Raw genomic sequence first — 13,391 nt, forward strand, 5'->3', positions numbered from 1 at the left:
ACCGAGTCTGTTCAACGGGAAAGAGTGCGATGACATCCGTGCTATTTTTCGTCGGAATTCTGCAAAGTTCCTTTCTTCCGACAGTGACAATGCTAAAGTTTTCATGAGCGCTATCGCTCACGTCGACCGGGGGACGAATGAAGGCTTTCATAACAAGAGCCGTGGCGGCTGCAATTGTCGTATTTGCCCGCGCGGTCACGGCGGTTCGCGCCATATGGCCCGAGGAAGGCCTGCCGTCCAACCCTTGCATCTATTTCGCCAACCACTCGAGCCACGGTGACTTCGTTCTGGTCTGGACGGTGCTGCCGCCAAGGCTGCGTCACCAGGCCCGTCCGGTTGCCGGTGCCGAATACTGGCTGAAATCAAGGCTTAACCGCTTTATTGGCCGTGACGTTTTCAATGCCGTTCTGATCGCCAGGGAGCGGGACAAGAGGACAGAGGATCCGGTCGAGCAGATGGCCTCGGCGATCGATGCCGGCTCATCGCTTATCCTTTTTCCGGAAGGCACGCGAAACCAGTCCGATGCCCGGCTACTTCCGTTCAAAAGCGGCATTTTTCATCTGGTCGCGGCGCGCCCCGACATCGATCTGGTTCCGGTCTGGATCAACAATCTCAACCGGGTCATGCCGAAGGGCGAGATCGTCCCTATACCGTTGATCTGCACCGTCACCTTCGGTAGCGCCCTTCGCTTGGCGCCGGATGAAACCAAGGACGTTTTCCTTGAACGAATGCAGACTGCTCTTCTAGCCCTGTCCCCCAAGCCTGCCGGGAGTGGTGAATGAGTGCCGCGAGTTCCGATCTATTGACGCTGGTGGCCGGTATCTTCGGCGTGCTCATTCTTGCATCGGCCGTCGGTTACGTGCTGCAGCAGCGCCTCTCGCCGAACGGCTCGAATGCGGCGATCGAAAACCTCAACGCCCGGATCAAGGCCTGGTGGATCATGGTCGTCCTGATCGGCATGGCTTTCGTCGCGGGCCGCATCGGGGTTCTCATTCTCTTCGGTTTTTGCTCCTTTGCCGCACTCAGGGAATTTATCACCCTCATCAACACCCGCCGGGCCGATCACTGGGCGCTGGCCGCAGCCTTCTTCATCGTGGTGCCGCTTCAGTACTATCTGCTCTGGGCGGAACAATACGGCATCTTCTCGATCTTCATTCCGGTCTATGCGTTCCTGCTGATGCCGATCATATCCGTGCTCAGGGGCGATACGGAGCGCTTTCTGATCCGTATTGCAGAGGTGCAATGGGCACTGATGATCTGCGTTTTCTGCGCCTCGCATGTCCCGGCGCTGCTGACCCTGAACATACCGGGCTACGAGGGCCGCAACGTGTTGTTGATCGCCTTCCTGGTCATCGTCGTCCAGCTGAGCGACGTGCTGCAATATGTGTGGGGCAAGCTGTTCGGACGCACCAAGATCGCACCGAAACTGTCGCCGTCCAAAACGGTCGAGGGCTTTGCCGGGGGCGTCATCAGCGCCACTCTGATCGGTGCCGCCCTCTGGTGGATAACCCCGTTCACGCCTGTTCAGGCGGGGCTTCTCGCCTTCATCATCACGCTGATGGGCTTCTTCGGCGGCCTGGTGATGTCGGCGATCAAAAGGGACCGCGGCGTCAAGGACTGGGGCAACCTCATCGAGGGTCATGGCGGACTGATCGACAGGCTGGATTCCGTCGTCTTCTCGGCGCCGATCTTCTTCCATATCGTGCGCTACTGGTGGTCGTTGTGATCCCGAAGGCGCTGAGGCGACTTGCACGCAGCGGGACCGTACATGTGCTGTTCGCGTTTCTTGCGATGGGCGGCTGGGCCGTCTTTGCCAACCGGGCCTATGACATGCCAACGCCGCTTTATTCCGGCCTGGTGCAGGGCGTGGTGTCCGCCTGCCTGACGCTTTTCCTGAAGTCGGCGATCGACGGACTTTCGAAGCGCTTTGATGGCCCGACACGGTTATGGGCGCCGCCGCTTATTGCCTGCCTGGGCTCGACCGCTGTTCTCGTCGCAATCCACGCGGCAAGCGGCACCCCGGAAATCCTCAGGACCGTCGCAGTTCCGCTTCTGGTATCGACGAGCTACGCCACGATCTACAACTATTCGATCTCCGCAAGACGAGGTACCGGGACATGACCGAGACAGGCGACAGGCGGCCCCTGGCAAGCCGAAACACGCGCTGGGCAGGTTCGATCGCGCGATGGATGGCGTCAAAAACCATCACGCCGAACCAGATATCCCAGGCCAGCATGGTCGCGGCGGCCCTTGCCGGCGGTGCCTTCTATCTGGCGGGACAGACGGTCGGTTGGGAGCGCGTTGCCTGCCTGCTCCTGGCCGTTCTCTTTTGCCAGGTCCGGCTGCTTTGCAATCTGTTCGACGGCATGGTCGCCGTCGAAGGCGGGAAGGGGGAACCGGACGGGCCGTTCTGGAACGAGTTCCCGGACCGCGTCGCCGATCTCCTGATCTTCGCAGGCGTTGGATATGGGATCGGCATGCCGGGGCTCGGCTGGGCCGCCGGCGCTTTCGCCGTGTTGACGGCCTACGTCCGGGAACTCGGCCGTGCCACGGGCAATCCGAGCGATTTCTCCGGCCCGATGGCCAAGCAGCATCGAATGGCAACGATCACCGCGGCAGGATTGGCATCCATCCTGGAACCATTGTGGGGCGGATACAATCAGATCCTGATGATTGGTCTCGGTATCATCGCGCTCGGCGCAGCCTTCACCACACTCCGCCGCTCGAAGACGTTGATCCTGCGTCTCAGATCCCTCTGAAAAGCGGCCTCGGACACGCTTGCGGCGGTTAAAGGCCAAGGTCGCTTTCCAAACGCGAACCAAGATCTTGGTCTGCCCGATATGGAACAGGATACCGGTTCAGGTCGTGGTGATTTGCAGGGCGACCGTCGGCCGCCCTTCTAGCTGGGTTTTGCCATTGGCCCGCTGGTATGGCTTCGCGAAATGCCGCTCAAGCTTCGCGCCGAAGGCGGATATCGTCCAGCAGAGAGCGAAATACACCACAAGAATGGCTCCATAGACCAGATAGGCAGGGCTTCCTCCGCGCGCGATGGTCGTCTGCTCGATCAGGATCTGCGCCGAGCGCAGCAGTTCGTTGACACCGAGGACCGCGCCGAGAGAACTCGCCTGGGTGAGGCTGGTGACGAGGCTCACGTAAGGCGGCAGAATGACAGGCATCGCCTGCGGGATGATGACCAGGAACAACCCTTTCCAGCCGCGCAGACCGGATGACAGGGCGGCTTCCCGCTGACCGCTCGGCACGGACAGCAGGCCGGCGCGAATAATATGCGCGCCGTTCGCGCCGCCCCAGACCGACACGCTGAGCGCGCTCGACCAGAACGGATTGAACGACAGGCCCGCATGCGGCAGCACGAAATAGACCATCAGCACCGTGACCATCAGCGGAATGTCGCGCAGGCATTCGACGAGAGCATAGACAGGCCGCCTCAGCCACCCTGATGGAGCAGAAAGACCGGCGGCGAAGATCACCGCGAAGAACGTTCCGCCAGCGATCATGACCGAGGAAAGAAACAGGGTATTCAGGAGGCCGTCCAACAGGAAGGACTGGAATTCCAGAAGCAGCATCGTCTACCTCCCGCCGAAAGGACGGCTGAGACGCCGTTCGACCATGTAGCCAAGGCCAGAGATGGTGAAGACGCAGATCAGATAAATCACACAGATCGAGGCGAACATTTCGATCGCCCGGAAATCGTAGGCGATCCGGTCGACGGCGACGAAGGTCAGCTCCACGAGGCCGATCGCCTGCAGGTATGCGGAATTCTTCACCGTCGCCACGATCGTATTCATCGCCGATGGCAGAGCGGCGCGGGTCGCCAGAGGCAGGATGATGAACATCGAATGTTGCCAGCGCCTGAGGCCGAGGGACGCCGAGGCGTCATGCATTCCGCTGCCGACGGCCGCGAGACCGGCGCGGAAATTTTCGATCTGAAAGGCGCTTGCCCAGGCCGTCAGCGCAATGACCCCGGACCAGAAGATGCTGAAGCGCAGGCCCAGGCTCGGAAGTCCATAAAAGATGAAGAAGATCTGCACGAGGTAGGGCGTGCCGCGAATGAATTCGACATAGGCCGTGACAGCATATTGCAGCGGCTTGATCCCGCTCGTCCGCAGAACCGCACCCACCAGGCCGATAAGGCAGGACAGGAATATTGCGAGAAAGCTGACGATCAGCGTCGTTTTGAGGCCGGTCATCAGATCCGGCAGGGCCTCGAGAATATAAGCAAAGTCCATGGCCGTCATCCCGCTCGAAAATACCGGTGAACATGGGGTCCTGGCGGTCGAAACCGCCAGGACCGGGTTCGCTCACTTTGCGGCCGGCGGATCCGTTTCGAAGGATTTTACCATTTCCACCGCGACGACCGGATCCTTGACGAAGGTCGGCACCGTTTTCGAGTAAAATTTCTCGTTCTTCAGCTTCTTCACCACACCATTGACGAAAGCCTTGAGTTCGTCCTCGCCCTTGCGGACGCCGACGCCATTGAAGCCGAGATCGACGGGCTCTTCCAGCGTGCGGAATTCCGGATAGTTGGCCGCAAGCGTCGCGATCGTGATCGCATCTCCAACATAGCCGTCGGCGCGGCCCTGCTGCAGGGCCTGCAGATTGTCCGCATTGGTGTTGAGCTGGACGAATTCCAGGCTCGGGATGCGTTCCTTCAGCCACTTCAGCTGCGAACCGCCCTTGATGATGAGCATCGACTTGCCGTCGAGGTCGGCCAGCTTCTGAACCTTGCTGTCCTTCGGTACTATCACCCGGCTGCTGCCCCAGTAGTAGATATCGGAATAGTCGATCACCTGTTCGCGCGACGGCGTCTTGCCGAGCGTCGCAATGATCAGGTCGATCTTTCCGCCGGTCAGGGAGGGAATGCGGGCATCCGTCGCCACGCAGCTCAGTTCCGCCTTTTCGGCGGCTCCGAAGGCGGCAATGCCGATTTGCTTCGCCATCTCGATCTCGATGCCGGCCGGCTTGCCGTCGGTGCCGGATGCACCGAATGGAGGAGAATCGCATTTGACGCCGATGCGGATCACGCCGGCATCCTTGATCGCCTTGGGCAGGGCCTGAGCCGAAGCGGGCAGCGCCGTAAGCGAAAAGACGGCAAGAGCGCCGAGAGCCACGGCCGTGCGGCGAAACATGCTGATGGATTTATACATGGCAGTCGTTCCCTTTGTTTCGTTGTTTTGCCCAGCGAACGTTTCCCGTTCGTATGCTTTTTGCCGCAACCGGTAAGGATGCAGAAAGCAGACCTGCTAGTGCAGTATCTGGCTGAGAAACGCCTTTGTCCGGCTTTCCCTGGGATTGCCGAAAAACTCTCCGGGCGGCGCGGTTTCGACGATCCTGCCCGCGTCCATGAAGACCACCCTATCCGCGACCTGCCGCGCGAAACCCATTTCGTGCGTGACGCACACCATGGTCATGCCGTCGCTCGCCAGTTGCGCCATGGTATCAAGGACTTCACGAACGAGTTCCGGATCGAGTGCCGAGGTCGGTTCGTCGAACAGCATAATCTTCGGGCTCATGCAGAGCGATCGGGCTATCGCCGCTCGCTGCTGCTGCCCGCCGGACAACTGGCTTGGATAGAAATCCGCCTTATCGGGAATCCGCACCCGCTCCAGATAGGCTCGCGCCACGGCCTCGGCATCCTTTCTCGCAACGCCCTTAACCCAACGGGGGGCCAGCATGCAGTTTTCGAGCACGGTGAGATGCGGATAGAGATTGAAGTTCTGAAACACCATGCCGACATCCTGCCGGACACGGTCGATGACCTTCCTGTTGTCCGTCAGCTCCGTACCGTTGACGACGATGCGACCCTTCTGGTGCTTTTCCAGATAGTTGATGCAGCGGATCATGGTGGACTTGCCTGAACCCGAGGGACCGCAAACAACAACCTTTTCTCCACGCCGAACGGTGAGGTTGACGTCGTGCAGCACCTGGAGAATGGAAAACCATTTGTCGACACCGGACAATTCGACGGCAATTTCCGGATCGGTCATCCCTGAATTCTTCTCCTTCGCCGTCATCTGCAATCTCCTCCCTGCAGCTCAGCTTACGACGCCAACGCTCGGCTTTTCTGCGCGAAACGGGCCGGCCGGAAATTCGCAAGCAGAGGGCTTGCCTCCCCGGTCACGATCTCGCGGGCGATGAGCTCACCGGCAATCAGGCCCAGTGTCGCGCCGCTGTGGCTGAAGGCGACGAAATAGCCCGGGATGCCCTCGAGCGGACCGATCACCGGTTCCCCGTCACCCGGCACGGGCTTCGGGCCGCAGTGATAGCTTTCCAGTTCGAGGGCCGGGTTGCCTTCGAGCACGTTCGAGGCTTCCGAAAGAAGACGCCGAAGCGTCTCTTCCTTCACCTCGTAGGCCCCATCGGAGCGGCGGTTGAGTTCTTCCTCCGACCACGCGGAATCGCAGACGACCGCACCATCCGGCGTCGGACGCAGCGCCACGTTCGGCGTATTGAGGACCGCGCGCACCGCGGACCTGAAAGGCTTCGACTTGACAAGAAGGGCGATCGGCGTTCCATCGGCAATGGCATGGCCAACCTGTTGCGCCATCTCCGGCACGGCTGCACCGGTGGCAACGAGGACCGCGTCCGTTTCTATATGATTGCCATTTGCAGTCGAGACCCCGGCTGCACGCCCGGCTTTCATATTGACGACGGCCTTGCCGGCATGGGTTACCACCTGACCGCCGAGTGCCTTGAATTCCCGCACGAGGATGTCGATCAGGGAAGGCAGATCCACCCAGCCCTCACCCGGATTGAAAATCGCGCCCTGGCGCGAAATCGCCGCAGCATTGATGCCGGGCGTGACCTTCGCCACTTCTGCGGCGCCAAGGAGCTGGCAGTCATAACCGATCGATTGCTCGTGAGCGTGGGCTTCCGCAATCCGGTTCGACGCGTCATCCGCGTCCCACGTCAAACCGCCCTCGAAGCGCAGCCAGGCAGCACCTTCATTGCGGCTTGCCAGTGTCCGATAACGATCGATGCCGACGACCCGTAGACGGTGATATTCGGTGGAACGGAAACGTGCCGAATTGAGCCAGGCCAGGGATCGGCCGGAGGCGCCGCTGGCGAACGCCCCTTCCGTGACCAGGGTGACGTGCGCGCCCAGCCGGGCCAGATGAACCGCCGAGGAAACACCGAAAATACCGCCGCCGATGACGGCAATCCGCTGGCTGGAAGTTGAGATCGTCAACTGCATGTTCCTTCGTCCTTGATTGCCGTAGGGCTCGTCCGTTCGAGGCGAAAAAGAATCTCGCATCCCCTTATGAGACCGGTATCAACCGTATTTGAGACCGGTCTCACATGTCAATGGTGTGATTTTCTTGACGCCGTTTTTTTCTCAGCCTATGTCACGGACCTATGATGAAGAGAACGACGTCAAAGCGGCTTGTCACCATCTCGGACGTTGCGCAGAGCGCAGGTGTATCCAAGGCGACCGCCGCACGCGTTCTGGGTAGCTACGGTACGGCAAGCCCCGTCGTGAAGGAGAAGGTCCACGAGGCCGCGAAGAGGCTTGGCTACCAGGCCAACGAGCTTGCGCGCAGCATGACGACCGGAAAATCGAAGACGATTGGGGTTGTCGTCGGCGATATCGAAAACCCGTATTTCGGCCAGGCCGTGCGCGGTATCAGCGATGCGGCGCATGCTGCCGGGTTTGATGTCATTCTGTCCAATTCCGGCGAGGATGCCGCCAAGGAAAAGGCCGCCGTCCGCGTCCTGATGGGCAAGCGCGTGGATGGACTGATCGTTACGCCCGCCTCGGTATATGAGACGCAGCACCTGCATGAGGTCCAGCGATCCGGTCGACCTCTCGTCCTTCTGGACCGGACCATTCCGGATCTCGCGGTCGATGCCGTCGTGACGGACGACCGGCAGGCGGCCGGGGCCGCCACGCGAGCCCTGATCGAAGCCGGGCATCGCCGTATTGCCTACATCTCGGCCACAGAGTCGGACGACCCGATCTACCGGGGACCGCACCAGATCAATCTGAGCACGGTGATGGAGAGAATAAAAGGCGTCGTCGCGGCAAGCCTGTCTGCCGGTATCGAGCATCCGGAGCGCTACATCCGGCTCGGCGCCAACCGCCGCGGCGAGGGTGACAAGATCATTTCCGAGTTGCTTCAGGGCGCCGACAGGCCGACTGCCATACTTGCGTCGGACAACGTGGTGGCGCTTGAAGTGTTCAAGACCCTTCGCAGACTGGGCATGTCCATCCCTCAAGACCTGTCGCTTGTCGCTTTCCACGACGCCGACTGGACAAGTGTGACCAGCCCGCCGATTACGGTGATTGCCCAGCCGGTCTACGACCTCGGCTTCGAAAGCGCGCAAATCCTTGTCCGGCGGATTACCGGCATCGGCGATGCGCCACGCTGCCGGGTGCTGGCGACCACACTCATCAAGCGACAATCGATAGGTGCGCCGCCTGAGCTTGAGGATAGCGGCGCCGTCCTGAAGAACAGTGCCGCAGAAATCGGTTGACCCACGTCGCGATCGCCAAAAAGCCTGTTTGCAGCCTTGAGATCTTATCTGGCCGGCTTTGCGCCCTGGTCGAAGGAGGCACGCTCTATCCCGTGCCGTTGGAGCTTGTCGTAAAAGGTCTTTCGCGGAATTCCGAGCGCCTCGATCGTCCGGCGGACATCGCCGCCATTGCTGGCCAGCGTCTCCCGGAGGATCTCCGCTTCATGCCGGTTGAGGCGCTGGGGTAGCGTCAGGGTAGCAGCCTCCGGTGATACGATCGTCCTGTCGCCCTCGCCTGCAAGCCCGAGGACGAAACGTTCCGCAAAGTGGGACAGTTCGCGGACATTGCCCGGCCAAGGATGGGTTTCGAGGTGATGGCGGATAAAAGATGACAGAACAGGCGTCGGGCGGTTGAACCGCCTGGCGGCCCGTTCGCAGAAGAACCCGAAAAGGAGCAGGATATCGTCGCGCCGTTCACGCAGCGGCGGAATCGAGATGGTGACGACGTTGAGCCGGTAATAGAGGTCTTCGCGAAATCCGCCGCGCTGCGAGGGATCGCCAAGATCGACCTTGGCGGCCGCCACGACCCTGAGGTCGATCGGTCGTGTCTCGTTGGTGCCGAGAGGTGCCACTTCACGCGCCTCCAGGACGCGCAGCATATGGATTTGCGTGGCGGGCGGCATGCTTTCGATCTCATCGAGGAAGAGGGTGCCGCCGCTCGAGTATTCGATCCTGCCGACGCGCTTTTTCTGCGCCCCGGTAAAGGCGCCGGGCTCGTGGCCGAACAATTCGCTTTCGATGATGGTTTCGGGAAGCGCGCCGCAATTGAGCGCCACGAAACTACCCTTCGACCGCCGGCTCCATCGATGGATCAGATTGGCAACCACCTCCTTGCCGCTGCCGGTCTCTCCGGTCACCAGAACATCGACGTCGGTATCGGCAATCTGGCGAAGCGTTCTGCGCAGCCGCTCCATGGCCGCGGTCTGGCCGATGAGCGGCAGGTCGTCGCGTGCCTGTTCGGCCACATCGCGGAGCGTTCTGTTCTCCAGTATCAGCCGCCGTTTTTCTGCAGCGCGGCGGATGGCCTGCACCAGACGGTCTGCGGCGAAAGGTTTGGTGATGAAGTCGTAAGCCCCATCCTGCATAGCCTTGACGGCCATCGGTATGTCACCATGGCCGGTCATCAGGATAACGGGAAGGTCCGGATCGAGCTTGCGGACGCGGTCGAAGAGCTGCAGCCCGTCGATCTCGGGCATGCGGATGTCGGAAACGATGACGCCGGCGAAGCCATCGTCGATCCGGGCCAGCGCGTCGGAAGCCCTCGAAAATCGAGAGACCGCAAAGCCCGCAAGCTCGATCGTCTGGGCGGTGGCCTTGAGAAGGTCGGCATCGTCGTCAACCAGGACGACAGGTGTTGGATTGCTCATGGTACCGCCTTGCGCAGATAGACAATAAAAGTCGTACCGGTTTCGCCGCTTTCGACCTCGATGCGGCCGCCATAATCCGCGACGATATCCTTCGAGATAACCAGACCGAGGCCGAGCCCCTTTTCCTTGGACGTGTTGAAGGGCGAGAAGAGCGAACTTCTAACCGTTGGATCAATGCCGGGACCATTGTCGGAGACCTTGATCACGATCTCATCCGGCAGCGTCTCCACGGAGACGTTCACACTTGCCTCGGCCCTGCCCTCCAGCGCTTCCAAGGCATTCTGGAAAAGATTGATCAGCACCTGCTCGAGGCGGACGCGATTGCCGATAACGGCAAGGTCGGGCGGCGGCAGATCGATCGCGAGTATGTCCAGCCGGCCAGCGAACCGGCTCCTCAAAAGAACGACCGCGCCTTCGATAGCGCCCCGCAGATCGACGGCTTCGGGCGGCGTCCGTCCCTTGCGTCCGAAGGCCTTGAGTTCCTCGGTGATCATGCCGATCCGCTCGGTCAGGGCGGCGATCTCGCCGAGATTCTCTTCCGCCGATTCTGTCCGGTTCCGTTGCAGGAAGACACGCGCGTTGTCGGCATAGGCACGGATTGTCGCGACCGGCTGGTTGATTTCATGGGCAACCCCGACAGCAACCTGACCGAGGATCGCCAGGCGATTTGCCTGAACGAGCTCCTGTTGCACCACCTGCAGTTTCGACTCGGTACTGCGGTGGTCGGCAATCTCCTCCTGCAGGAGGTCCCTTGCGCGGCTCAGATCCGTTGTTCGCTCCACGACACGGCGTTCGAGCTCTACGCGCAGGGCTTTCTCCGCGGCGATGCGAATGCCGATCAACTGCCGCCGCCTCAAAAGCAATGCGATCAGCGCCAGGATCGGAACGAGCACCGCAAGTGCAAGCAGCCGCGCTTCGCGGACCGCAGCAGCGACGGACGGCTCGGTCGGCACAAGATATTCAAGGCGCCAGGATGTCGAGGGGACCGGCGTCAGAAGGCGAACATACTCACCTTCGCTCGTTCCCGGCAGAATCGCTGAAACGATCGATGCGCCACCGGAAAGCGGTTCCTGCCGCACGATCGGAAGCGGCGTCAAGGGCGCATCGCCGAATTGAAGGCTATCGCGGATGGCGCCAAGTCGCTCGGCTGGCAGCGGCGCAGTTGCCATGAACCGCCACGACGGAATGCTGGTGATCAAGACGACACCATCCGCGTCGGTGACGTAGACGGGACGGTTGGCCTCGTGCCAATCGCTTTCGAGCTGGTCGAATTCCATCTTCACCACAACGACCCCGAGCGCACCTGCCTCGTTTTCGGCACGCCGCGAGATGTACAGCCCGGGGCGCTTGCTGACACTGCCCAAGGCGAAGTGCTCTGCCGTTCCGTTCTCCATCGCGCGTCGGAAATATTCCCGGAACGAATAGTCGTTGCCGACGAAGCTCAAGGGTTCGCGCCAGTTGCTGGAGGCGACCGCGATTCCATCCCTGCCCGTGACGTAGAGGACGGATGCATGTGTGCCGGTCACGAGCCCTTCCAACTTTCGGTCGAGGGCATCGATGGTTTGCGTGCTTCTCGACGCCAGCGCGCCGACCACCAGTTGATCCTCGGCAAGAAGCAGAGGCAGCGCGCGCGGTCTTTCCAGCACCGCGCTCAACAGCGCAACTTTGAGGTTGGCGTCGGCGCGCCCCTGGTCGAGGAGCGTTTCGAGCGCGGAACTGCGCCCATAAAGACCGGCGGCGTAGAGAGCGGATATCAGGATCGTGGCGGCTGCGAAGGCAAAGACGGGCCATGGAGCCCACGCGAAGGCGGGCATTTTGACGAATTTCTCTCGACTGGGCTGCTCAAGCATCCGCGGATGTGTGCATAAATCCGCATAAAAAGCAAAGGCCAACGGCGGGAAACCGCACAGCGAGCTTTAGAACCCGCCTCCCCCATGTCAATTTAAATATGAAAAATCAACCCGTTAGGCGTTGGCCACCGGTTTGGCACGCAGGTTGCTCCGGAAAAGCCAGCAGCACACCTGCAGCAAGAGTAACGCCGCTGCCCCGGGAGGCCGAAAGGTTGGGGCACCATGGAGGATACGATGAACGCAACGATTTCCGACGTGCAGACGCACGGCAAGCTTCCTTTCTACCGCCATCTCTATTTTCAGGTTCTCGTGGCAATTGCCGCCGGTATCCTGCTCGGTCATTTCTACCCTGATGTCGGCGCTTCGCTGAAGCCGCTCGGCGATGCCTTCATCAAGCTGGTGAAGATGATCATCGCCCCGGTGATCTTCCTGACGGTGGCAACCGGTATCGCCGGCATGGCCGACCTGCAGAAGGTCGGGCGCGTCGCCGGCAAGGCGATGATCTACTTCCTGGTCTTTTCGACGCTCGCGCTCGCCGTTGGTCTCCTCGTCTCGAATATCGTCCAGCCTGGCGCCGGCATGCACATAGATCCGGCCACGCTCGACGCCAAGGCGGTGGCGACCTATACGGCCAAGGCGCATGACGCCACGATCACCGGCTTTTTGATGAACATCATCCCGGACACGATCGTCGGCGCCTTTGCACAGGGTGATATCCTGCAGGTGCTGTTCTTCTCGGTTCTGTTCGGCATCGCACTTGGCATGGTCGGTGACCGCGGACGTCCGGTTCTCGATTTCCTGCAGGCATTGACCGCGCCGATCTTCCGTCTCGTGACCATCCTGATGAAGGCCGCCCCGATCGGCGCTTTCGGCGCCATGGCCTTTACCATCGGCAAATACGGCATCGGTTCGATTGCCAACCTTGCCATGCTGATCGGCACTTTCTATCTCACCTCGCTCCTGTTCGTGCTGGTCATTCTCGGTGCCGTCGCCCGTTACAATGGGTTTTCGATCATCTCGCTCATTCGCTACATCAAGGAAGAGCTGCTTCTTGTGCTTGGCACCTCTTCGTCGGAAGCGGCACTGCCTGGCCTGATGGCAAAAATGGAACGCGCCGGCTGCAAGCGCTCGGTGGTCGGCCTTGTTATTCCGACCGGCTATTCCTTCAATCTGGACGGCACGAACATCTACATGACGCTTGCCGCCCTCTTCATCGCCCAGGCGACCGACACGCCGATCACGCTCGGCGACCAGATCCTGCTGCTGCTCGTCGCGATGCTGAGTTCGAAGGGCGCTGCAGGCATTACCGGAGCCGGCTTCATTACCCTGGCAGCAACGCTTTCGGTGGTTCCATCCGTGCCGGTCGCCGGCATGGCGCTGATCCTCGGCATCGATCGCTTTATGTCTGAATGCCGGGCGCTTACCAACCTGGTCGGCAATGCGGTCGCGACCATCGTTGTCGCCCGCTGGGAAAACGAACTGGACCAGACACAGCTCGCAGCCGCCATGGCAGGTGGAATCGACGCCGAAAACACCGTGTTTATACCGTCGGGCCAGCCTGCCGAATAGCCGCCTGCCTGTACCGCAACCGGAAAGGGCGCCGCCCGCGGCGGCCTTTCTTCAATTTCCCGGCGTTTCCCGT

At 60.9% G+C, this 13,391-nt stretch carries 13 protein-coding genes; 6 read left to right on the plus strand and 7 right to left on the minus strand.

Features of this window, described 5'->3' with window-relative positions; all coding sequences use genetic code 11:
* Positions 1–137 precede the first annotated feature (137 nt).
* The 4 genes from ACSQ8R_RS30645 to ACSQ8R_RS30660 are packed head-to-tail and all read left to right on the plus strand — an operon-like array spanning position 138 to position 2,759.
* Entirely contained in the window at positions 138–782 is a 645-nt protein-coding gene (locus ACSQ8R_RS30645; protein WP_436257082.1) for a lysophospholipid acyltransferase family protein, read from the plus strand.
* A complete protein-coding gene (locus tag ACSQ8R_RS30650; protein WP_436257083.1) occupies positions 779–1,726 on the plus strand; it encodes a phosphatidate cytidylyltransferase in 948 nt (315 codons plus the stop codon). The genes ACSQ8R_RS30645 and ACSQ8R_RS30650 overlap by 4 nt, the downstream gene beginning before the upstream one ends.
* On the plus strand, positions 1,714–2,121 hold the full coding sequence (locus tag ACSQ8R_RS30655; RefSeq protein ID WP_436257084.1) for a hypothetical protein: 408 nt from the start codon (positions 1,714–1,716) through the stop codon (positions 2,119–2,121). The genes ACSQ8R_RS30650 and ACSQ8R_RS30655 overlap by 13 nt, the downstream gene beginning before the upstream one ends.
* Positions 2,118–2,759, plus strand: a complete 642-nt coding sequence (locus ACSQ8R_RS30660; protein WP_436257085.1) for a CDP-alcohol phosphatidyltransferase family protein — start codon at positions 2,118–2,120, stop codon at positions 2,757–2,759. Before ACSQ8R_RS30655 ends, ACSQ8R_RS30660 begins: the two co-directional genes overlap by 4 nt.
* Positions 2,760–2,858: 99 nt before the next feature.
* Here ACSQ8R_RS30660 and ACSQ8R_RS30665 read toward each other — a convergent pair whose 3' ends face one another.
* The 5 genes from ACSQ8R_RS30665 to ACSQ8R_RS30685 form a co-directional block, all read right to left on the minus strand.
* The gene (locus ACSQ8R_RS30665; protein ID WP_436257086.1) at positions 2,859–3,584 is read right to left on the minus strand and encodes an amino acid ABC transporter permease; all 726 of its coding nucleotides are present in this window, start codon (positions 3,582–3,584) and stop codon (positions 2,859–2,861) included.
* A gap of 3 nt (positions 3,585–3,587) precedes the next feature.
* The gene (locus tag ACSQ8R_RS30670; RefSeq protein ID WP_436257087.1) at positions 3,588–4,247 is read right to left on the minus strand and encodes an amino acid ABC transporter permease; all 660 of its coding nucleotides are present in this window, start codon (positions 4,245–4,247) and stop codon (positions 3,588–3,590) included.
* 72 nt (positions 4,248–4,319) lie between these two features.
* On the minus strand, positions 4,320–5,165 hold the full coding sequence (locus ACSQ8R_RS30675) for a transporter substrate-binding domain-containing protein (protein WP_436257088.1): 846 nt from the start codon (positions 5,163–5,165) through the stop codon (positions 4,320–4,322).
* A gap of 96 nt (positions 5,166–5,261) precedes the next feature.
* Positions 5,262–6,032: an amino acid ABC transporter ATP-binding protein gene (locus ACSQ8R_RS30680; RefSeq protein ID WP_436257089.1), complete on the minus strand. Its 771-nt coding sequence runs from the start codon at positions 6,030–6,032 to the stop codon at positions 5,262–5,264.
* A gap of 26 nt (positions 6,033–6,058) precedes the next feature.
* Positions 6,059–7,207 (minus strand): NAD(P)/FAD-dependent oxidoreductase, encoded by a 1,149-nt coding sequence (locus ACSQ8R_RS30685; protein ID WP_436257323.1) that lies wholly within the window; start codon positions 7,205–7,207, stop codon positions 6,059–6,061.
* 167 nt (positions 7,208–7,374) lie between these two features.
* On the opposite strand from ACSQ8R_RS30685, the gene ACSQ8R_RS30690 reads away from it, so the two are divergent.
* Positions 7,375–8,493, plus strand: coding sequence for a LacI family DNA-binding transcriptional regulator (locus ACSQ8R_RS30690; protein ID WP_436257090.1), 1,119 nt, complete (start codon positions 7,375–7,377; stop codon positions 8,491–8,493).
* Positions 8,494–8,537: 44 nt separating this feature from the next.
* Here the strand turns inward: ACSQ8R_RS30690 and ACSQ8R_RS30695 are convergent, their stop codons facing one another.
* Both ACSQ8R_RS30695 and ACSQ8R_RS30700 read right to left on the minus strand, forming a co-directional pair.
* Positions 8,538–9,899 (minus strand): sigma-54-dependent transcriptional regulator, encoded by a 1,362-nt coding sequence (locus tag ACSQ8R_RS30695; RefSeq protein WP_436257091.1) that lies wholly within the window; start codon positions 9,897–9,899, stop codon positions 8,538–8,540.
* Positions 9,896–11,713: a sensor histidine kinase gene (locus ACSQ8R_RS30700; RefSeq protein WP_436257092.1), complete on the minus strand. Its 1,818-nt coding sequence runs from the start codon at positions 11,711–11,713 to the stop codon at positions 9,896–9,898. The genes ACSQ8R_RS30695 and ACSQ8R_RS30700 overlap by 4 nt, the downstream gene beginning before the upstream one ends.
* A gap of 270 nt (positions 11,714–11,983) precedes the next feature.
* On the opposite strand from ACSQ8R_RS30700, the gene ACSQ8R_RS30705 reads away from it, so the two are divergent.
* The gene (locus tag ACSQ8R_RS30705) at positions 11,984–13,318 is read left to right on the plus strand and encodes a dicarboxylate/amino acid:cation symporter (protein WP_436257093.1); all 1,335 of its coding nucleotides are present in this window, start codon (positions 11,984–11,986) and stop codon (positions 13,316–13,318) included.
* Positions 13,319–13,391: the final 73 nt, after the last annotated feature.

Origin of the sequence: Neorhizobium sp. LjRoot104 (assembly GCF_964253725.1) — a bacterium.
Taxonomy (GTDB): domain Bacteria; phylum Pseudomonadota; class Alphaproteobacteria; order Rhizobiales; family Rhizobiaceae; genus Neorhizobium.